Annotated in this window: 24 protein-coding genes; 3 read left to right on the top strand and 21 right to left on the bottom strand. The window is 65.8% G+C overall.

Annotated features, from left to right (window positions below; genetic code table 11):
- Nucleotides 1-3 precede the first annotated feature (3 nt).
- From ACYVJH_RS01320 to creB, 5 genes are read right to left on the bottom strand one after another with little or no spacing between them, the layout of a single operon-like run.
- Nucleotides 4-543 (bottom strand): DUF924 family protein, encoded by a 540-nt coding sequence (locus ACYVJH_RS01320; RefSeq protein WP_460454246.1) that lies wholly within the window; start codon nt 541-543, stop codon nt 4-6.
- Between the two features lie 3 nt (nt 544-546).
- On the bottom strand, nt 547-972 hold the full coding sequence (locus ACYVJH_RS01325) for a hypothetical protein (protein WP_460452864.1): 426 nt from the start codon (nt 970-972) through the stop codon (nt 547-549).
- Nucleotides 969-1,526 (bottom strand): nuclear transport factor 2 family protein, encoded by a 558-nt coding sequence (locus ACYVJH_RS01330; protein WP_460452865.1) that lies wholly within the window; start codon nt 1,524-1,526, stop codon nt 969-971. The genes ACYVJH_RS01325 and ACYVJH_RS01330 overlap by 4 nt, the downstream gene beginning before the upstream one ends.
- 34 nt (nt 1,527-1,560) lie before the next feature.
- Complete coding sequence (gene creC / locus ACYVJH_RS01335) at nt 1,561-3,018, bottom strand: two-component system sensor histidine kinase CreC (protein ID WP_460452866.1); 1,458 nt, start codon at nt 3,016-3,018, stop codon at nt 1,561-1,563.
- 3 nt (nt 3,019-3,021) lie between these two features.
- The gene (gene creB / locus ACYVJH_RS01340; protein WP_460452867.1) at nt 3,022-3,684 is read right to left on the bottom strand and encodes a two-component system response regulator CreB; all 663 of its coding nucleotides are present in this window, start codon (nt 3,682-3,684) and stop codon (nt 3,022-3,024) included.
- Between the two features lie 129 nt (nt 3,685-3,813).
- Here creB and ACYVJH_RS01345 point away from each other — a divergent pair, with 129 nt between their 5' ends.
- A complete protein-coding gene (locus ACYVJH_RS01345; protein ID WP_460452868.1) occupies nt 3,814-4,371 on the top strand; it encodes a hypothetical protein in 558 nt (185 codons plus the stop codon).
- A 9-nt stretch (nt 4,372-4,380) separates the two neighbouring features.
- On the opposite strand, the gene ACYVJH_RS01350 is transcribed toward ACYVJH_RS01345, so the two are convergent.
- The 14 genes from ACYVJH_RS01350 to parC form a co-directional block, all read right to left on the bottom strand.
- Nucleotides 4,381-4,809: a GNAT family N-acetyltransferase gene (locus tag ACYVJH_RS01350; protein WP_460452869.1), complete on the bottom strand. Its 429-nt coding sequence runs from the start codon at nt 4,807-4,809 to the stop codon at nt 4,381-4,383.
- On the bottom strand, nt 4,799-5,107 hold the full coding sequence (locus tag ACYVJH_RS01355) for a DUF3817 domain-containing protein (protein ID WP_460452870.1): 309 nt from the start codon (nt 5,105-5,107) through the stop codon (nt 4,799-4,801). The genes ACYVJH_RS01350 and ACYVJH_RS01355 overlap by 11 nt, the downstream gene beginning before the upstream one ends.
- Nucleotides 5,108-5,142: 35 nt before the next feature.
- Complete coding sequence (locus ACYVJH_RS01360; RefSeq protein WP_460452871.1) at nt 5,143-5,547, bottom strand: hypothetical protein; 405 nt, start codon at nt 5,545-5,547, stop codon at nt 5,143-5,145.
- Between the two features lie 55 nt (nt 5,548-5,602).
- On the bottom strand, nt 5,603-5,821 hold the full coding sequence (locus ACYVJH_RS01365) for a hypothetical protein (RefSeq protein WP_460452872.1): 219 nt from the start codon (nt 5,819-5,821) through the stop codon (nt 5,603-5,605).
- Between the two features lie 356 nt (nt 5,822-6,177).
- Nucleotides 6,178-6,528 carry a hypothetical protein gene (locus tag ACYVJH_RS01370; protein WP_460452873.1) on the bottom strand — a complete coding sequence of 117 codons (351 nt, stop codon included), beginning with the start codon at nt 6,526-6,528 and terminating at the stop codon, nt 6,178-6,180.
- A gap of 76 nt (nt 6,529-6,604) precedes the next feature.
- A complete protein-coding gene (locus ACYVJH_RS01375) occupies nt 6,605-6,898 on the bottom strand; it encodes a hypothetical protein (RefSeq protein ID WP_460452874.1) in 294 nt (97 codons plus the stop codon).
- A gap of 80 nt (nt 6,899-6,978) precedes the next feature.
- Entirely contained in the window at nt 6,979-7,257 is a 279-nt protein-coding gene (locus ACYVJH_RS01380; protein ID WP_460452875.1) for a hypothetical protein, read from the bottom strand.
- A 65-nt stretch (nt 7,258-7,322) separates the two neighbouring features.
- A complete protein-coding gene (locus tag ACYVJH_RS01385; RefSeq protein ID WP_460452876.1) occupies nt 7,323-7,610 on the bottom strand; it encodes a hypothetical protein in 288 nt (95 codons plus the stop codon).
- 54 nt (nt 7,611-7,664) lie between these two features.
- A complete protein-coding gene (locus ACYVJH_RS01390) occupies nt 7,665-8,135 on the bottom strand; it encodes a hypothetical protein (protein ID WP_460452877.1) in 471 nt (156 codons plus the stop codon).
- 60 nt (nt 8,136-8,195) lie between these two features.
- Nucleotides 8,196-9,002, bottom strand: a complete 807-nt coding sequence (locus tag ACYVJH_RS01395) for an NMCC_0638 family (lipo)protein (protein WP_460452878.1) — start codon at nt 9,000-9,002, stop codon at nt 8,196-8,198.
- Nucleotides 9,003-9,151: 149 nt separating this feature from the next.
- Nucleotides 9,152-9,463: a hypothetical protein gene (locus tag ACYVJH_RS01400; protein WP_460452879.1), complete on the bottom strand. Its 312-nt coding sequence runs from the start codon at nt 9,461-9,463 to the stop codon at nt 9,152-9,154.
- 776 nt (nt 9,464-10,239) lie between these two features.
- The gene (locus ACYVJH_RS01405) at nt 10,240-10,632 is read right to left on the bottom strand and encodes a hypothetical protein (RefSeq protein ID WP_460452880.1); all 393 of its coding nucleotides are present in this window, start codon (nt 10,630-10,632) and stop codon (nt 10,240-10,242) included.
- 46 nt (nt 10,633-10,678) lie between these two features.
- The gene (locus tag ACYVJH_RS01410; RefSeq protein WP_460452881.1) at nt 10,679-11,026 is read right to left on the bottom strand and encodes a zinc ribbon domain-containing protein YjdM; all 348 of its coding nucleotides are present in this window, start codon (nt 11,024-11,026) and stop codon (nt 10,679-10,681) included.
- On the bottom strand, nt 11,023-13,272 hold the full coding sequence (gene parC, locus ACYVJH_RS01415; RefSeq protein WP_460452882.1) for a DNA topoisomerase IV subunit A: 2,250 nt from the start codon (nt 13,270-13,272) through the stop codon (nt 11,023-11,025). The genes ACYVJH_RS01410 and parC overlap by 4 nt, the downstream gene beginning before the upstream one ends.
- 90 nt (nt 13,273-13,362) lie before the next feature.
- Between parC and ACYVJH_RS01420 the strand changes: the two genes are divergently transcribed.
- Complete coding sequence (locus ACYVJH_RS01420; protein WP_460452883.1) at nt 13,363-13,506, top strand: hypothetical protein; 144 nt, start codon at nt 13,363-13,365, stop codon at nt 13,504-13,506.
- On the opposite strand, the gene ACYVJH_RS01425 is transcribed toward ACYVJH_RS01420, so the two are convergent.
- Nucleotides 13,503-14,654, bottom strand: coding sequence for a GGDEF domain-containing protein (locus tag ACYVJH_RS01425; RefSeq protein WP_460452884.1), 1,152 nt, complete (start codon nt 14,652-14,654; stop codon nt 13,503-13,505). The two genes, ACYVJH_RS01420 and ACYVJH_RS01425, sit on opposite strands and share 4 nt — an antisense overlap.
- Before the next feature lie 111 nt (nt 14,655-14,765).
- Between ACYVJH_RS01425 and ACYVJH_RS01430 the strand changes: the two genes are divergently transcribed.
- A complete protein-coding gene (locus ACYVJH_RS01430) occupies nt 14,766-16,013 on the top strand; it encodes a multidrug effflux MFS transporter (protein WP_460452885.1) in 1,248 nt (415 codons plus the stop codon).
- 72 nt (nt 16,014-16,085) lie between these two features.
- Here ACYVJH_RS01430 and ACYVJH_RS01435 read toward each other — a convergent pair whose 3' ends face one another.
- Nucleotides 16,086-18,047 (bottom strand): M2 family metallopeptidase, encoded by a 1,962-nt coding sequence (locus ACYVJH_RS01435; RefSeq protein WP_460452886.1) that lies wholly within the window; start codon nt 18,045-18,047, stop codon nt 16,086-16,088.
- Nucleotides 18,048-18,121 lie beyond the last annotated feature (74 nt).

An 18,121-nucleotide genomic window follows, 5' to 3' on the forward strand; every position in this document is an offset into this window, starting at 1 on the left:
GTGTCAGAAGCTTGAACCAGGCTGCGTGAGGAATTCCAGTTCTTCGGCCGTCGATTCGCGGCCAAGGATTTTGTTGCGGTGCGGATAACGCCCGAAGCGGTCGATGATGGCCTTGTGGCGCAGCTCGAAGTCCAGGTTGCTGGCCGGCGCGTGTTCGCGGTACAGCGCTTCCGCGACTTCATGGATGCGCGCCGATTCGCTGTGCATGTACGGAAGCAGCAGGAAACTTCGTTCGGTGGGCGTCAGTGCGGCCAGCGCACCTGTCGCCACGGCTTCCTGGGCCAGCACCAGCGCCAGCGGATCGCAGGCGAACGCGCCGGGCGTGCCGCGGTGGATGTTGCGGGGGAACTGGTCGAGCACGATGACCTCGGCCAGCCTGCCGCGGGCGTTGCCGCGCCAGGCGTGCAGCTCGCCGGCACCGGCCTGCCGCAGCACGCCCAGGAACCGGTCGCGGATGAGTGCGTCGAAGTCGGCATCAACCTTCCACCAGCGTTCCGGTGGGGTCTGTTCGAACCAGAAGGCGAGGATGTCCTGGGGAGAAATGGCTCAGCCCTCCGTCTCGACGCGGTCCCGGCGCCGCCCGGCCATCACGGCCAGGCTGGTGCTGGCCAGGACGGCAAGGATGCCCAGCGCCGCGAACCACAGCGGATGCGGGATCATCGCCAGGTTGGCGACTACTGCGGCCAGGACCAGGGCCCCCACCACCGCCGCCAGCAGGCCGCGCCGGCCCGGGGCGAGCCGCGCCGCCACCAGGCCGCCGGCATAGGCCCCGGCGACCCAGGCAAAGAGCACGAACAGCAGCGCACCAACCGGCATCGCCGCGACGGCGGCCTTGATCTGTTCGATATCGCCCGGGTCGATGCCGACCGGCGGCGGATACACCGCATGCCCCAGGGCTTCAAGACCGGCCACGACGAAACCGGCGACGATGGCGCCGGCGAGGAAAGCCAGGACGTAGCGAAGGATCCTCATGGCGTGTCTCCTTCCGTCGCCGGCATCTGCTGCGCATCGGCGGGCACGGTGACGTGGTCGAGGCTCAGGACGCGCGGCAGGCGCCAACTGCCATCTTCCTGCCGCTGCCAGACATGCACGAAGCGGGCGAGGGTACTGGTCGGGGCGCCCTTTTCGTCGAACCGGTGCACGCCGACCTGGGTCGCGCCGTAACCTTCGATCGGATAGATACGCAGGCTGCCTGGCACCACGGTGCGGGTGATGCCCTGTTTCGCCGGGCACGATTTCGCGAGGTTGCGGGTGTTTTCGCGCACCTGTTCGCCGCCCGAGAAACCGGCCTTGTCGTGGTAGAACTCGACGTCGTCGGAGAAGATCGCGTTGACCACTTCCGCGTCGCAGGTGACGAAGGATGCCTCGAAGATCCGGCGATCCATTTCAGCCAGTTCGTCGAACAGCGGACCCTCGGCCAGGCCGCCCGATTCCATGGCCGCGGCCGGCGTTTCGTGTGCGGCGACGAGGCCGGAAAACACGAGCAGGGAAAGCGGGAAAAGGCGATTAAGAACGGAGTTCGGCATGGGCTTTGGCTCGCCAGCGCGTCCAGGGTGCCTGCTACCGTAGCGGCTTGCCTGCCGGCGTGCCACTGGCGGCCGGCAGGCGCAGGCTGGCGAGCGCGCCGCCGCCTTCCCGGTTCACCAGCCGCGCGCTGCCGCTGTGCAGCGCGGCGACTTCGGCGACGAAACAAAGACCCAGGCCGCTGCCGCGCTGGCCGCCGTCGGGACGGGGCAGGGAATAGAAGCGCTCGAAGGCCCGTTCCAGGGCGTGGTCGGGCAGACCCGGGCCGCGGTCGGCGACCTCCAGCACGACCTGGTCGCCGTCGCGCCGTGCCAGCAGTTCCAGCGTGCTGCCGGCCGGGGCGAAGCTGGCGGCGTTTTCGAGCAAGCTGTCCAGGGCCTGGCGAAGCAGGAAACCGTCGCCGTCCAGCGCCAGTCCGGCGTCGGCCTGCCGGCGGATCGAAAGTCCCCGGCTGCGAAGCCCTGGTTCGACGTCCGTGGCCACCTGGTCCAGAAGCTCGGGCACGCGGATGGCCGCCCGGTTCTCCAGTCCCTGCTGGTGTTCCAGCGCCGCCAGTGAAAGCAGGCGTTGCACCATTTGCGTCAGCCGCCCGGCCTGGGCGCCGACAGCCTGGGCGAAGCGGGCCTGGTCGGCCGCGGGCAGCGGCGACTCAAGCAGTTCGGCGCTGGCGCGGATGGCGGCCAGCGGGCTCTTCAATTCGTGGGTGAGGTCCTGCACGTAACGTTCGACGTACTGCTTGCCTTCGAGCCGGGTGCGCATGGTTTCCAGGGCCTGGCCAAGCGCGGCGAACTCGCCCGCCGCCGGCGGCAGGCGCGCGCGCTCGCCGGCGGTGACCGACTGCGCATAGCGCCGCAGGGCATCAAGCTGGCGCGTGATCCAGGTCGCCGTGGCGGCGCCAACCAGCAGCGCCACGCCCAGCAGGCCGATGCCCCAGGCCAGCACGGTGCCCTGGCTGCGTTCGATGAAGGGCGCCAATGCGCGGTTGGGCTTGGCGACCGTGAGCGCGCCGGCGATGGCGCCCGCTTCGTCGCGGATCGGCGCGGCCACGTACATCACCGTGGCATCGGGGTCGTTCGGATCGGGCGCCGAAGACCGTGCGCCGTAGCGGCCGCGCAGCGTGAGGTAGACATCGTTCCACTGCGAATAGTCCTGGCCCAGCGCTTCGCCCCGGCTGTCGAAGACCACGATGCCCCGGGCGTCGGTGACATAGACGCGCAGGTCGGTGCCTCGCTTGGGAACACCCGAGATGGCGGCCGCGGGCTCGCGCCCCTGCGCGCGCTGCAGGCGGCGGGCGAAGTCGCCATCGCCCAGTCGCCCGGCCAGGAAGTCGTCGGTCGCCAGCTCCGCCAGGACATTGGCCACGTCCACCAGGGTGTCTTCGGTGGTCTGGCGCACGCCGGGTTTGACCTGGGCGACGAACACCTGGGTGACCAGCAGCGCACCCAGCGCCACGATGGCCAGATACCCCATCAGGATGCGCGCACCGATGCGCATGCCTCAGCCGGGATCCAGTGAGTAGCCCAGGCCGCGATGGGTGCGGATGGGGTCGGCCGTGGCGTCCACCTCGCGCAGCTTGGCGCGCAAGGTCTTGATGTGGGTGTCCACCGTGCGCTCGGTGCTTTCGCTGTGGTCGTCCCAGACCCGCTCCAGCAGTTGTTCGCGGCCGAGGATGGCGCCCGGCCGCCGCAGCAGCGCGGCCAGCAGGCCGTACTCGTAGCGGGTGAGGTCCAGGCGCTTGCCGCGGAAGTCGATGCGTTTGGCGTCGGCATCGTGCGTGAAGCCGGTGCTGGCTTCGACGGGTGCGCTGCGCCGGAGCACGGCGCGCACGCGCGCCACCAGTTCGCGCGGGGAGAACGGTTTGCCTAGGTAGTCGTCGGCGCCAATCTCCAGGCCCAGCACGCGGTCGGCTTCGGCGTCGCGGGCGGTGAGGAAGATCACCGGCAGCGCGCGGTCGCGGCGCAGTTCCCGGCACAGCGCGAAGCCGCCGATGTCGGGCAAGCCAACGTCGAGGATGGCCAGGTCGAAGACCTGCAGCCGCGCCAGCCCCAGCGCCTCGTGGCCGCTGAGGGCATGGGCGGTTTCAAAGCCGTCGGCACGCAGGGCGTATTCCACCGTCTGCGCGATCGCCACTTCGTCCTCGACCAGCAATACCCGAGCCATGTCGCCCCCTTCGTGGCCCGAAGCATAGCCCAGGCCCGCGACTTCTTACTGGCTTCACAAAGTGGCCGTGCTGCCTTCACCGGGGTGTAGCAGCATGGCGTCCCTGACCCAGGCTTCCGGAGACAGACGATGACCCATATCCATCCCGGCACATCCACCCGTCGGGGCAACGCCTTCCGACCCTACCTCTGGGGAGGCGCGGCACTGCTGCTGTGTGTCCCGCTCATCGCCATGCAGTTCACCGACGAAGTGAACTGGGACCTGTTCGATTTCATCGTCATGGGCATCCTGCTCGGTGGCGCTTGCGGTGCCTACGAACTGGGCACGCGGCTTTCGGGCCACTGGGCCTACCGGGGTGGTTTCGCCGTCGCGATCCTGGGGGGCTTCCTGATGACCTGGATCAACCTGGCCGTGGGCATCGTCGGCAACGAAAAAAATCCGGTGAACCTGCTGTTCTTCGCGATCCTGCTGGTCGGTGCCATCGCCGCGCCCCTGGGGCGGTTTCGTGCGCGCGGCATGGCGCGGGCCATGTACGCCACGGCGATTGCCCAGGGACTGGTGACGGCCTATATCGCCATCGCCGGTTACGGCTACACCTTCGTGCTGGCGGGATTTTTCATCGCCGTCTGGCTGTGCGCCGCGCACCTGTTCCTTCGGGCCGGAGAGGACGAGGGCACGGGGGCCTGAGTCCTGTTGTTACGGCCTGGCCATGTGCCATTCGTCGGCATCTTCGCTGACCACGGCGAAACCAAGGCTTTCATAAAGCCTCCTTGCCGGGTTGGCCTTCAGGACCGACAGCGTGACCGGTGTTCCGGCGCGGGCGGCCTCGTCGAGGATTGCTTCGAGCAATGACCGCCCCAGGCCCTGGCCGCGCACGTCGGCCGAGAGCTGGAGTTGCAGCAGGCGCCACTCGGCGGACCCACGCTGCAACTTAAGCAATCCCACGGGCTTGCCGCCGACCTGGACGATCTGGGCGCATTCAAAACAATGCATGACGCGGGCCATGAAGTCGTCTGCCGTCCCATGCAGCCCGGCGGTCGCGAGGTGCGGGCCCATGCTTTCCTGGCGAAGCGCCAGCAGGAAGGGCAGGTCGGCTTCGGTGGCGGCGCGAAGGCTAGCTTGCATCAACGGCCTGCGCCGCCCCGCCTGCCTGTTCGCGGCGGATCCTGGCATCGAGCAACAGGAAGCCGAACGGCAGCACCGAACACAGCAGGGCCAGGAGCCAGGCGCCAACCGACCAACGCTGCAGATGACTGACCAGCAGCGACATGATCACGAATGCCAGCCAGAGCACCCCGTGCGCCATGCCGACCGGCCAGACGAAATCGACGCCGAACTGGTAACGCGCCGGCATCGCGACGAAGAGCAGGGTGATCAGGGACAGGCCCTCGATGAGGCTGAGCAAACGGAAACTGTTGAGCATGCTGGGATAGTCCCCGGGAGGAGTGGTCAGAGGGGTCAGGGGCCGCGCGTGGTGTTCCGGTGCCTATTGAACGCCAGCGTCGCCAGGCCGACAGCAAGGGCCAGCAGGGCCACGACGTCGCCGGCAACGATGCCCGCGATGGCGTCATTGTACTGGCCGCTGGAGCCGGCGATCAGCAGGAAGGCGATTACGCTGGCCAGGCCGGCTAAAAATCCCATCGGCTGAAGCGCCGGACGGAACGCGGCCACGACCAGGAAGCCGCCCAGCAAGCCAAACAGCACCGCCCGGTGCCGCATGAGTATGGCCAGGCTGGGGTCCGAGAAGTCCAGGCCATAAAGCATCGCCAACTTGCTGGCGCCCAGCACGCCCAGGACCGGAACCAGGTGGATTGCGCCGGCGATCAGCAGCGAGGCCGATACGACAAGGGCCGGTAATTTCATGGCGTCGGCTTTACCGGTCAAACCTGCGACAAGGCACGGCGGCCACCCCGCCCGGTCAGGCCGCCGGCACGGCCGAGCGATAGCCCAGCAGGCGCGCCGGCAGGAACAGCACCGCCTTGAGCAGCGCGAAGACGGCATCCACGGCGATGCCCAGCGCGCGGAAGGGCAGGCTGAGCAGCCACAGCACTGGCCAAAGGACCAGCACCAGGAGGGCCAGCGGCCAGGCCAGGACGAACAGCAGGCACCACAGTACCGCTATGAGCAAAGTCTTCATGTCGATCTCCCGAAAGCGGCGGCTGACTCCGGAACTCTCCCCCATGGGCGGGGCAGGGACCTGTGCCGAAAGTCTACCCCTGTCGTGATCTTGTGCCAGTGGGATTCAGCCTGGGAGCTATCCGTCGCGCCTGATGACTGAGCCAAACCGCGCCGAGTGCGTCGGCTCGAATGAACGGCTAGGCGGCAACACGCTGACTTTGGCCGCCGTAGGTGATCAAGGCAAGTCCGAGCAGGCGCCAGGTGCTCTGGCTCCTGAGATCGCGAATCAAGTCTTCTTGCAGCACCGGCTGATTTTCCATTGTCGCCTAACGCCTTGAGTTGAGCCGAGCCGACGGCGTCGGCTTGAATGACTGGTTAGGCCGTCGGCCAGTTGTGGTACAGCCACCACATGACGGGCAGGAACACCAGCACCATCGTGAAGAAGAGCCACAGGACTGCGACGCGACGCCGACCCACAACGATGCCTACCGGATTCCTTCGAAAATCGTTTTCAGTGAACCTGCCAGCAGCGAAATCACTTCGCATTCGTGACCAGCGGTAGGTGAAAAAAATGAGGAGCGAGGCGCACATAAGAGGGACGCTCGCGGCCATGGCATTGAGCTTTCCATCCCAGGCGCTTAGGAGCACCGAGACGGCTGCCATTGCAACTATCAGAAGCGCGGTGCCCGCAAAGCGCCACCAACTGAGACTGAATGATCCGGACATACGTCTCCAGGGCCTAACGCCTGAGTTAAGCCGCGCCGGAGGCGCCGGCTTGAATGATTGATTTGGCGCGATGAAACTACATTTGACCGCCGCGCCACAAGTGAACCTGGAATACGACCAGCACTGCAGCCCCTAGCCAGACCGCGCTAGCGACGATTCCCGCAAATACTCCAAAGAGTGTTCCGGCCTCCCGCGGCCGCAGACCCTGGACATTGAGCGCCAGGAATGCACATACCGCCAAGCCGATCAGGGCGAAGTGGAAGGGCCAGTACAGCAGCAAGTGAATACCCGCACCGGGTGATTCAGCGTAAAGCGCCGCCACTGCCTCCGCTCCTAGCGGAACGCAGAGAAAGACCAGGCCCAGCAGCATGTTCTTCGCAAGAAGTTGCATTGGGTGCGGCCAAACACCTTGAGTTAAGCCGCGCCGAAGGCGTCGGCTTGAATGATTGGTTAGGCCGCTGTGGGCGGAGTGCGATAGCGACCTACAAGCCACCCGACGACGAAAGCTGCCAAGCAAAACTGCAGGATGAGAATGATGTGATAGAGCCAATTCGAAAGCTCATAGGAGTCGCCGGAAAGAAGCGTGGATACGTGGGCTGGAATGTAGAACACTGGCAGGATCCACTCGAGGACTGCCTCCATCTGCAGCCTAGCGATAAAGATCACCGCCAGTCCGATCAGAGAACCGATAATCAACGACTCAATCAAAGGGCGTTTCCAGTTCTTCACGGTGCCTCCTTCTGGGTCTAACACCTTAGTTAAGCCGCGCCGAAGGCGTCGGCTTGAATGATTAGTTAGACCTCAACGACGGCGACTGAACCCGAGACCGTTGAGATCTGCTCAGCCAAGAATATTGCATCTTCCAGGGCCTCGTCGCTGCCATGTGCTGCGGTGAGCATGTAGTAGGGGTCTGAGCCATCGCCGATACAAATCGAATCAATGTCGTCTTCGATCGCCGCCGCGTCCTTGCCCACTACGCCGACGTAACCAACACCGTCCGCGATCCAGGCGCGGACGAGAGCCGCAAGCTTAGACCGGGAGCCGCCGACTGAGTGGAGAACAACCTTGCGAGGAGCCGCCATTGAGGTCTAACGCCTAAGTTAAGCCGCGCCGAAGGCGTCGGCTTGAATGATGAGTTAGGCCCCTGACGATCTGACTGCTCGATCGCCTAACTCAATGGTGCCTATCTCTCTCTTCAGAAGAGAAATGCGCGATTCATAACTTAGGATCATTTGTTGGTCGAGCTCATCGTCACTCGACGGCATCTCCGTTATTGTCTGTCTAACCGTGTGCACCGATTTCCATTTCGAATGGGTGACGTAGAGTGCAAGCAACTTCTCGTTGCCCTGCATCTCCAGCTCATCCAATAGCGACCTCTCGGCCAGTAGCAAGCTCCTGAACTCATCCGATGCCTTTGATGGTGGCCGAGTTGAGTTCTCGATCAAATCGCGCCGCTCGTGCAGGTATGCGAGCAAGACACCTCTTACAGGACTTGCGGTCTTGCCGGGGTTTGGCGGCGGCGATCCAGAATCCTGGCGGCGAGCGATAACTGCCGCGTCTGTTGGCGCGGATACGAGTTCTTTCAGGAAGTCAAAAACCTTTCGCATGTTGCTCCGAGGGGCCTAACGCCTTGAGTTAAGCCGCGCCGAAGGCGTCGGCTTGAAAGATTAGTTAGCCTTGCCGACCAGTGACATCGAAATCATGGCTTGGGCAGTCGCTTCGCTACTGTCGGAAGTGGTAAGGACAAATAGCAGCTCGTCTTTGTCCTCCGGCCGTGACCAAGAGTACGCCATGGTTCGGGTATGGGCGTCGTTGGGTCCCAACTCAGCTGCGTCCTGTGCAGTCGCCACGAGTGGTTCCGGTGTCGTGCCTACCAAGGCCGAGAACGCAGTCCGGACGTCATCGGGGTCGGCGCGCTGCGCGAACACGGTACAAACAGTGTCATCCCGGAGCGCGACCACATATGCCGTGGATCGAGCGATCACGAACCAAGCCTTGCCAGGTTTGCCGCCAAGAAAGAACTCTGCCTTCTCAGGCGGAGCCTCCGGGGCACCAACTTCACCCATAAATGCCCGCAGGTGGTCCTGCGAATGGAAGTGCTTCATGCAAGTCCCAGCAAAAAGGTCGCCGATGCTATCGGGTGGCGGCGGCGAAGCCACCGCGAGAACCGGGAGAAGTGCAGCGGCTGCTACAAAGTTGCGCATGATGTGTCTCGGAGGGCTAACGCCTTGAGGTAAGCCGCGCCGAAGGCGTCGGCTTGAATGATTAGTTAGGCCCCGTTGCTCGGGAGCCCATTGACGAATACGTTTGACTCTCGCGAGTGAGCAGTCGGTGGGACACGTAGCCGAGCCTCCGCCACGAACTCCTCCAGCACGGAGAATGGAACAGGGCTTTGCCCGAAGCAAACCGTGAACTCTCCGGTTGAGTCCGACCAGAAGGCTTCCGCAACCAGCGTTGGAGCCCCATCGGAGCATGAACAAAGCTCAGCAAAGAAGCCGTCCCGATCCAAGTCGGACCCGATGGTTGTTGTGTACCTGGCAGTGGGCTCGGTCGTGGTGCTCATGAGGGGCCTAACGCCTTGAGTTAAGCCGCGTCGCGGAGCGACGTCGGCTTGAATGATTAGTTAGGCCGGCAGTTCCGACCACTTGATGCCGCCCACGACTTTACCCTCAGCATGCCGCATTGCTTCCTCAACCGTTCTGTAGCCTGGTGTGTCGGGCGAAGTTGGCTCGGCGGGATTGAGTGCCTCCCTAAACCTGCCGTAGTAGAGAACGCCTTCGTCGCCCAATGGCTCCGGCTCCTGACCCGGCTCGAGCCGTCCGTCGGCCCGATCGAACTCGTAGCCCCAATCGTAATCAAGCGCAACGATGTCCACGGGGGTCTCGACTAGTCCGCCATAGAGCCAAGTACCACGCGCAACGATACGAAGTGTCATGCCGGCCTAACGCCTGAGTTAAGCCGCGCCGAAGGCGTCGGCTTGAATGATTAGTTAGGGCCCACACGCTTGGACCCCGGAGGTCTCTCCGGCCAAAAGAAGAAGCACGCCTAATGGCAGAAGCAGCACTCCGAAGAATAGCAATGAACCTATTGCGCGTGGAACGGTTGGGCCGGCGAAAATAGTTGCTCCGAGCGACGCAGCCATCCAATAAAGAGGAACGGCTATCAGGCCGGCAATGGACCAAGGCGTTGAGCTGGCCATATCGCCAATACCTTGCTTGGAGTCGAAGTAACAACCGGCTTGCCAGCTAGCGAAGTAAGTGAACGCACACAGCAGCGCTGCGGCAACCATGAGGGAGTAACCAAACTTCGTCTGCTTCGAAGCCATTCTGCTGTGGGGCCTAACGCCAATTAGACCTCAATAATGAGGCGATGCACTGATGCTCCCGGAGGCGTGGGCGGCCGTCAAGCGTCGGGAACGAGGCTTGGCTGGGCGATCGCCTGGGCCCAAGTCCTGGGGAGTAACTGGCCATCCGGGTTTATGCCTGTGGAACGATCTATAAGACGGAACTGGAGCGTGTTCGGGGCATAAACCCTGAGACTTTTTCTCGGCTTGCTAGTGTCGGGCGCCGGTTTGGGCGCGGTACGGACTCAGCTGGCTGGGGACAGCTTGCGTCCGGCGATCCCGGCCACCACCAGCACGATGCTGGCGATTCGCAGCGTCGACACCCGTTCCTTGAACAGCACCATGCCGGCGATGTTCGTCCCCTCTCGTCAGTAGCGCGACCAGGTTTGCCTTAGCCCGACCAGGTGGACCAGGCCGATGATGAGGCAGATGCCCGAACTGACCGCCCAGAAAACCGGACTGTTGCCCGGGAAATAGGGCAGCAGGAAATAGAAACCGAGGCCCCGCGCCAGGTAGATGCCGGTGATGATGCAAAGCACGAACCGAAGCAAGGGCAGCCTGCGGATGAGAACCGCGCCGGAAAGTGCGTAGGCCGACCAGGTGAACAACATGCCGGCAATCACCAAGGTGGCGGCCGTGGGATACCAGTGGCCTGCCAGGTGCATCTGCGTCATTTGCTCGCCGGCCCCCAGGAACCGGTACCAGGGCGCGCCGAATACGATGCAGCCGAGGTGGGCGACCGCGGCAAGCGCGCTGGACATGGCGCCCGCCAGCAGGAAGGGGTTGGGCCTGGACCGAAGCGGGGCCTCAGCCGGCATCTTTCTTCACGAAACCCGACTTGAGCTTCATCGGGCCGATGCCCTCGATGCGGCAGTCGATGTCGTGGTCGCCGTCCACCAGGCGGATGTTGCGCACCTTGGTGCCGATCTTCACCACCGACGACGAGCCCTTGATCTTGAGGTCCTTGACCACGATCACGGTGTCGCCGTCGGCCAGCGCGTTTCCGTTGGCGTCGCGAACGACCTTGGTTTCCTCGCCGGTCTCGGCGGTTTCGCCGGGGGCCCATTCGTGGCCGCATTCCGGGCAGACCAGCATCAGGCCGTCCCGGTAGGCGTATTCCGAGGCGCAGGCCGGGCAGGGGGGCGGCGCGCTCACGCGCCTGTTTCCACCCGGTCGACCTTGGTGAAGCCACGCGGCAGCAGGTTGCCGCGGCTGGCGCGGCTGCCTTCGTAGGCCTGCAGGTCGCGCCAGCTCAGCACCAGCTTCTGCTTGCCGCTGTAGACCGTGAGCTCGCCGCCCTGGCGCACGCTGGCGATGGCGACCACCTTCTCCTGGCCGGACTTGAGCTTGGCCGGCGGGATCTGCACCAGCTTGTTGCCCTTGCCCTTGTCCAGTTCCGGCAGCTCGGCCAGCGGGAAGGCCAGCAGGTGCCCGGCACTGGTGATCGACACCACCCAGTCGGTCTTGATGTCGGACACAAGGGCGGGCGCCAGCACCTCGCCGTCGCCGGGGTTGAGCAGCGCCTTGCCGGCCTTGTTGCGTCCGGTGAAGTTCTCGAAGCGGGTGACGAAGCCGTAGCCGTGCGATGACGCCAGCACGTAGCGGGCGTCGTTTTCGCCCGCGGCCAGGGCCACGAAGCCGGCGCCCGCCGGTGGGCTGAACCGCCCGCTCAGCGGCTCGCCATTGCCACGGGCGCTGGGCAGGGAATGGGCCAGGGTGGAATAGCTGCGGCCGGTGGAATCGAGGAAGGCCACCTGCTGGTTGCTGCGCCCGCGCGCGGCCTGCAGCAGCCCGTCGCCTTCGCGGTAGCTCAGGCTGGCGGCGTCGACGTCGTGGCCCTTGGCGGCGCGGATCCAGCCCTTTTTGGACAGCACGATCGTGACCGGCTCGCTGGGCACCAGGTCGGTTTCGCTGATGGCCTGCGCGGCCTCGCGCTCGACCAGCGGCGAGCGGCGCTCGTCGCCGAACTTCTTCGCATCGGCCAGCAATTCGTCCTTGACCTGCTTCTTGAGCTTGGCCTTGCTGCCCAGGATGGCGGTGATCTTTTCGCGCTCCTTGGCCAGTTCGTCCTGCTCGCCGCGGATCTTCATTTCTTCCAGGCGGGCCAGCTGCTTGAGCTTGGTGTCGAGGATGTAGTCGGCCTGGTCTTCGCTGAGCCCGAAACGCGCCATCAGCACCGGCTTTGGCTCGTCCTCGCTGCGGATGATGCGGATCACTTCGTCAAGGTTGAGGAACGCGACCAGCAGGCCCTCGAGCAGGTGCAGGCGGCGTTCGACCTTGTCCAGGCGGTGCTTCAGGCGGCGCGCCACGGTGTCGGTGCGGAACAGCAGCCACTCGGCCAGGAAGTCACGCAGGTTCTTCACCTGCGGCCGGCCGTCGAGGCCGATGATGTTGAAGTTCACCCGGAAGCTCTTCTCGAGGTCCGTGGTGGCGAACAGGTGGCCCATCAGGCCTTCGAAGTCGACGCGGTTGCTGCGTGGCACCAGCACCAGGCGCACCGGGTTCTCGTGGTCGGACTCGTCGCGCAGGTCCTCGAGCCAGGGCAGCTTCTTGGCGCGCATCTGCATCGCCACCTGTTCCATGATCTTCGACGGCGAAACCTGGAAGGGCAGGTGGGTGATGACCAGGTTGCTGCCTTCGCGCAGCCACTTCGCGCGGGCGCGCACGCTGCCGTGGCCGGTTTCGTAGATGGCGCGCAGGTCGGCGGCCGGGGTGATGATTTCGGCGCCGGTGGGGTAGTCGGGGCCGCGCACGTGCTCGCACAGGTCGCGCACGCTGGCGTCGGGATCATCGAGCAGGCGCACCGCCGCGCTGACCACTTCATTGAGGTTGTGCGGCGGGATGTCGGTGGCCATGCCCACGGCGATGCCGGTGGTGCCGTTGAGCAGCAGGTGCGGCAGGCGCGCCGGCAGCCAGCTGGGCTCCTGCAGGGTGCCGTCGAAATTGGGCACCCAGTCGGCCGTGCCCTGGCCCAGCTCGCCCAGCAGCACTTCGGCGATCGGCGTGAGCTTGGACTCGGTGTAGCGCATGGCCGCGAAGGACTTGGGGTCGTCGGTGGAGCCGAAGTTGCCCTGGCCTTCGATCAGCGGGTAGCGGTACGAAAACGGCTGGGCCATCAGCACCAGCGCTTCGTAACAGGCGCTGTCGCCGTGGGGGTGGAACTTGCCGATGACGTCGCCGACGGTGCGCGCGCTCTTCTTGGGTTTGGCGGTCGCGCCCAGGCCCAGTTCGCTCATCGCGTAGATGATGCGGCGCTGCACCGGCTTGAGGCCGTCGCCCAGGAAGGGCAGGGCGCGGTCCAGCACCACGTACATCGAATAATCCAGGTAGGCGCGTTCGGCGTACTCGCGCAGCGGGATCTGTTCGAAGCCATGGAAGGTGGGGCGGGCGGGCTCGGTCATGCTGTACTCAGGCGGGGATTGCTAACGATGGCCCCATTCTACCGGTCGCCGCGGGCCCCGGTGGCTTCCCCGGTCGCAAGGAGCAAGTGCATGAGCTGGTTCGGAATCCTGCTGGTGGTGTTGGGCGTGGTGCTGGCGATAAAGATCACGGGCTTCGTGCTTAGGCTCGTATTCGTCGGCATCATCCTGTTCGGGCTTTACCTGCTGCTCGGCCCCATGCTGGGCCTCGGCTAGTCCTGCGGCGTGAGGCTGCGGAAGGGGTGTACGTGCCGCGGTGACGAGGGCATTCCCTCGGCTTCCAGCTCCGTGGTGTTGCGGCCGCGCCGCTTGGCTTCGTAGAGCGCCGCGTCCGCGCGGGCGAACAGCCGGTTGCGGTCGAAGCCGCGTTCCGCGTCGGCGTGGGCGATGCCCAGGCTGAGGCTGAGCGCGGACAGGGCCGGGTCCTGGCGCGCCGCGCGTTCGCGCACGGCCTTGCGGATGTTCTCGGCCAGGGCGAAGGCGCCCTCGCGGTCCAGGCCCGAACTGCCGATCAGGAATTCGTCGCCGCCGAAGCGGCCGAACAGGTCCTCGCTGCGCAGTTGCTCCCGGACCACGCCGGCGACGAACTTCAGCGCGGCGTCGCCGTTGAGGTGGCCGTGTTTGTCGTTGATCTGCTTGAAATGGTCCAGGTCGAAGACGATCAGGGCAAAGGGCGTGCCGTAGTGGCTGGCGTGGTCCAGTTCACCCTGTAGCTGGTTGGCGAAGGCCGATCGGGTCAGGCACCCGGTCAGGCTGTCGGTGACGACGGCCTGGCGCAGGTGTTCGGCCTGCACCTGCAGCGCCTGGTGGGCCGTGCGCAGGTGGCGCTGGTGCCGGTCCAGGCGTTCGGCGCGGGCCTCAAGCGTCTCGGCCCGGCGATGGCTGCGCCACCAGGCCCAGGCGATCAGCGCAAGCGCCGGCAGCAGGAAGAGCAGCCACCGCGAACCTTCCGCCGGGGGCGGGTCCGCGCTGCCGGCGGAGCCTTGCGCCACGGCAAGGGCGTCATCGCCGGCGGCAGGCGCGACGTCCGGTTCGGCCCTGGCCGGTTCGGGAGTCATCGGCGGCACGGGAGCGGCTTCCGGTTCGGCCAGCGCGGGGGCCGCCTGGATGTCCTGCAATTGCGCGGTGGCGGGCGGCGGCTGCAGCTGCGGCGGAGGCGGCGGAGGCGGCGGCGGGCGATGCGGCGGCGGCCGTCCTTCGCGCGGTGGCGGCGGCGGGTGATGCGGCGGCGGCGGCCGGTGATGCGGCGGCGGGGACGTCCCGGGCGGCGGGCGGGGGGCAGGTTCCTGGGCGAGGCCCGCCGTGGCCAGCGAGACCAGCGCCAGCGCCAGGATGGATCGCCATGAAAACCAGCCTGGACGCATGCCAAAACCGCAGGATCGGGACACGCCGCAGGGTAGCACGGGGCACCTGGGTGGCTGCAGGGCGCGATGGCGGAGTTGTTATGCTTCCCGTATCCCCTGGCCGGTTTCCTGATGACCGCTTCCACCGTTTCCCGCGCCCGGCTGGCCCTGATCCTTGGCGGGCTGGCCATGTTTGGCCCGTTCTCCATCGACACCGTGTTCCCGGCTTTCCTGGTGATGGCCGAGGACCTGGGCGTGGGCAAGGTGGCGATGCAGCAGACGATCAGCGTCTACCTGATCGGTTACGCGGCGATGTCGCTGTTCCACGGGCCCGTTTCCGATGCCGTGGGGCGCAAGAAGGTGATGCTGGCCGGCATCTTCGTTTTCACCCTCGCCTCGGTGGGCGCTGCGCTGGCGGACGACATGCCCACCATGCTGGCATATCGCTTCGTCCAGGGCCTGTCGGCGGGTGTCGGCATGATCGTGGGACGCGCGGTCATTCGGGACTGCCTGCAGGGCGACGACGCCCAGCGGCTGATGAGCCACATCTCGATGATCTTCGGCATCGCCCCGGCCATCGCCCCGGTGATCGGCGGCTGGATCCTGGGCCTCACCGACTGGCACGGCATCTTCTGGTTCCTGGCCGCCTTCGGCGCGCTGCTGCTCGTGGCCACGGTCTGGGGGTTGCCGGAAACGCACCCGCCGCAGGACCGCACGCCGCTTCACCCGGTGTCGCTGGCCCGGGACTACGGCGCGATGCTGGGCAATCGCTCGTTCCGGCTGCTGGCGCTGGCCGGCATCTTCAATTTTGGTGCGCTGTTCCTGTACATCGCGTCGGCCCCGGCCTTCGTCATGGACCTGCTGGGCCTGGGTGAGCAGGACTTCGTCTGGTTCTTCGCGCCCACCATCGGCGGAATGATGCTGGGCGCCTGGTGCAGTGGCCGGGCCGCGGGCCGCATGACCGGACGGCGGCTGGTGGGCTGGGGCTTTTTCTTCTGCGGCATCGCCGCCGCCTACAACATCGGCTACAACGCGCTCACCGATTCGCCCAGCCTGCCCTGGGCCATCCTGCCGACGGCCATGGGGGCGTTCGGCATCGCCCTGGTATTCCCGATCGTGACGCTGGGGTTGCTGGACATGTACCCGCGCCAGCGCGGCGGCGCCTCGTCCATGCAGGCTTTCATCGGCCTGCTCTCGAATGCGCTGATCGCCGGCGTTTTGTCCCCGATGGTCAGCCACAGCGGCCTGGCCCTGGCGATCACGGCGGCGATGTTCACGCTGGCGGCCTTCGGCCTGTGGCGCTGGTACCTGGCGCACAGCGCCCGTTGCCCGAACCCCGATCCGGCCATCGCCCGCCACGAACCGACCGACAGGATGTAAGCCCACGGGCCGGCAAGAAAAACGGCCGGCGAATTTCTTCGCCGGCCGCCGGGGGTTGCTTCCTTCGCTGGCTCAGCCTTCCGAGGCCGGCTCCCAGCCGCAGGTCTTGCCCTGGTTGCGTTCGGTCAGCCAGGTCTGCAGGGGCTGGAAGTATTCCAGCACCGCCGACGCGTCCATCTGCTCGCCGCCGGTGAGTTCCTTCAGCGTCTGCTGCCACGGCTGGCTGGAACCGCGCTGCATCATCGCCCAGTAACGCTGGCCCGCTTCCGGGTTGTCGGCGAAGTTGCAGGTGTACAGCGGGCCTTCGTGGCCCGACGCATCGCACAGCGACTTGTAGAACTGGAACTGCAGCACGTGCGAGAGGAAGTAGCGCGTGTACGGCGTATTGCCGGGCACGTGGTACTTGGCGCCCGGATCGAAGAAGTCTTCGCCGCGCGGGTCGCCGGCCGGGGCGACGCCCTGGTACTTGGCCTTGAGCTCCCACCACGCCTGGTTGTAGTTGTCCGGCGCGATCGAACCGTCGAACACTCCCCAGCGCCAGCGGTCGATCAACAGGCCGAAGGGCATGAAGGCGACCTTGGACAGGGCCATGCGCATCTGGTTGTTGATCACCGCCTCTTCGCTGACCGACGGCTTGTCGACCAGGCCGATCGAGGCCATGTACTCCGGGGTCATCGACAGCACGATGGTGTCGCCGATGGCCTCGTGGAAGCCGTCGTGCGCGCCGCCCTGGAAGATCGGCGCCTGGTCCTTGTAGGCCAGGTAATAGTAGATGTGGCCGAGCTCGTGGTAGATCGTGGTCAGCTCTTCCTCGGTGGGCTTGATGCACATCTTGATGCGCACGTCGGTGCCTTCGGTGTTCATCGGCCACGCGCTGGCGTGGCAGACCACGTCGCGGTCACGCGGCTGGATGAGCATCGAATGTTCATAGAACGATTCCGGCAGCGCCGGCATGCCCAGGCCGGTGTAGAAACCCTCGGCCAGGCGGGTCATGCGGGTGGCGATTTCCAGGTCGGCCTGGCGCTCGATCTCCACCTGCTGGGAGGCGGTCAGGTTGCGCATGCCGCCGGCCTTGGCCACGAGGCCGGACAGGATGTCCTGGCGCTGCTGTTCGAGCGCACCGTTGATGTCCAGGCTGCCGACGCCGTCATAGGGCTGCAGCAGGGGCCAGAGGTTGCTCCAGTCCTGCTGCCACAGGTTGCCGGTGAGGTGGGCCGGGATCATGCCGTTGATCGAACCCTTTTCGCCGTACTTTTCCTCGAGCTTGCCGCGGGCGTAACACTGCAGCTGCTCGTACAGCGGCTGCACCTGGCCCCAGAGGCGGTCGGCCTCGGCCTGGAAGTCGGCGGCAGGCATGTCGTAGCCGGCGCGCCAGACGTCACCGGTGTTCTCGAAGCCCATCTCGACGGCGCCTTCGTTGGTCAGCTCGACGAAGCGCTGGTAGTCCTTGCGCATCGGCACGGCGATCGAGTGCCAGCCTTCCCAGGCGGCGCGCATCTGGTCGTAGCTGCTGCCGTCGGTGTCGGCGAGGATTTCGCTGACCTGGCCGATGTCCTTGCAGTCTTCGCCGACGCACCATTTGCCCGACCCGTAGGTCGCGCCCATGCGGCTGGCGATTTCGGTCAGTTCCCTGAGCTTGGTCGGGTCGCGCGGCGCCGGCATGGACGAGCTGGTCTTGAGCAGGTGCAGGGCGCGCGCGGTGGCGCCGTCCAGACCTTCGGTGTCGTAGGCCTTGGCCTGGGCGATGAATTCATTGTTCTTGGTCAGCCAGCGCTCGTTGGCGGCCGACTCGACCCGCTGGCTGTCGGGGTTGATGAAGGTGGCGCCAAGCCACGCCGCCGAGGTGAGCTCGGGCGTCATGTCTTCGATCGTGGTGTTGACGCGGCCGACGAAAGCGTCGGGCGACTCGGACTGGGCGGCGTCGGCCGGCGCGGCGGCGGTGTCGGCGGACTTGTCATCGGACTTGCTGCAGGCGGCAAGGGCGAGCAGGCCGGCGGAAACGGCAAGCGCCAGCAGGGCGCGGTGGGATTTCACGGGGGTGGCTCCAGGAAGCAGATGGGGTGTTCACCGATCAGGCTAGCCCCCCCGAAAGTCCTTCGCAAGCGGCC

The organism is Arenimonas aestuarii, from assembly GCF_054781715.1.

Excerpts from the sequence above, each read along its gene's own strand:
- ACYVJH_RS01405 (WP_460452880.1), bottom strand. The coding sequence starts at position 10,632 with ATGTCCAGCGCGCTTGCCGCGGTCGCCCACCTCGGCTGCATCGTATTC.
- ACYVJH_RS01350 (WP_460452869.1), bottom strand. The coding sequence starts at position 4,809 with ATGCAAGCTAGCCTTCGCGCCGCCACCGAAGCCGACCTGCCCTTCCTG.
- parC (WP_460452882.1), bottom strand. The coding sequence starts at position 13,272 with ATGACCGAGCCCGCCCGCCCCACCTTCCATGGCTTCGAACAGATCCCG.
- ACYVJH_RS01385 (WP_460452876.1), bottom strand. The coding sequence starts at position 7,610 with ATGGCGGCTCCTCGCAAGGTTGTTCTCCACTCAGTCGGCGGCTCCCGG.
- ACYVJH_RS01430 (WP_460452885.1), top strand. The coding sequence starts at position 14,766 with ATGACCGCTTCCACCGTTTCCCGCGCCCGGCTGGCCCTGATCCTTGGC.
- ACYVJH_RS01325 (WP_460452864.1), bottom strand. The coding sequence starts at position 972 with ATGAGGATCCTTCGCTACGTCCTGGCTTTCCTCGCCGGCGCCATCGTC.
- ACYVJH_RS01400 (WP_460452879.1), bottom strand. The coding sequence starts at position 9,463 with ATGACACTTCGTATCGTTGCGCGTGGTACTTGGCTCTATGGCGGACTA.
- ACYVJH_RS01330 (WP_460452865.1), bottom strand. The coding sequence starts at position 1,526 with ATGCCGAACTCCGTTCTTAATCGCCTTTTCCCGCTTTCCCTGCTCGTG.
- ACYVJH_RS01395 (WP_460452878.1), bottom strand. The coding sequence starts at position 9,002 with ATGCTCCGATGGGGCTCCAACGCTGGTTGCGGAAGCCTTCTGGTCGGA.
- ACYVJH_RS01345 (WP_460452868.1), top strand. The coding sequence starts at position 3,814 with ATGACCCATATCCATCCCGGCACATCCACCCGTCGGGGCAACGCCTTC.
- creC (WP_460452866.1), bottom strand. The coding sequence starts at position 3,018 with ATGCGCATCGGTGCGCGCATCCTGATGGGGTATCTGGCCATCGTGGCG.
- ACYVJH_RS01365 (WP_460452872.1), bottom strand. The coding sequence starts at position 5,821 with ATGAAGACTTTGCTCATAGCGGTACTGTGGTGCCTGCTGTTCGTCCTG.
- creB (WP_460452867.1), bottom strand. The coding sequence starts at position 3,684 with ATGGCTCGGGTATTGCTGGTCGAGGACGAAGTGGCGATCGCGCAGACG.
- ACYVJH_RS01420 (WP_460452883.1), top strand. The coding sequence starts at position 13,363 with ATGAGCTGGTTCGGAATCCTGCTGGTGGTGTTGGGCGTGGTGCTGGCG.
- ACYVJH_RS01425 (WP_460452884.1), bottom strand. The coding sequence starts at position 14,654 with ATGCGTCCAGGCTGGTTTTCATGGCGATCCATCCTGGCGCTGGCGCTG.
- ACYVJH_RS01370 (WP_460452873.1), bottom strand. The coding sequence starts at position 6,528 with ATGTCCGGATCATTCAGTCTCAGTTGGTGGCGCTTTGCGGGCACCGCG.
- ACYVJH_RS01355 (WP_460452870.1), bottom strand. The coding sequence starts at position 5,107 with ATGCTCAACAGTTTCCGTTTGCTCAGCCTCATCGAGGGCCTGTCCCTG.
- ACYVJH_RS01375 (WP_460452874.1), bottom strand. The coding sequence starts at position 6,898 with ATGCTGCTGGGCCTGGTCTTTCTCTGCGTTCCGCTAGGAGCGGAGGCA.
- ACYVJH_RS01390 (WP_460452877.1), bottom strand. The coding sequence starts at position 8,135 with ATGCGAAAGGTTTTTGACTTCCTGAAAGAACTCGTATCCGCGCCAACA.
- ACYVJH_RS01360 (WP_460452871.1), bottom strand. The coding sequence starts at position 5,547 with ATGAAATTACCGGCCCTTGTCGTATCGGCCTCGCTGCTGATCGCCGGC.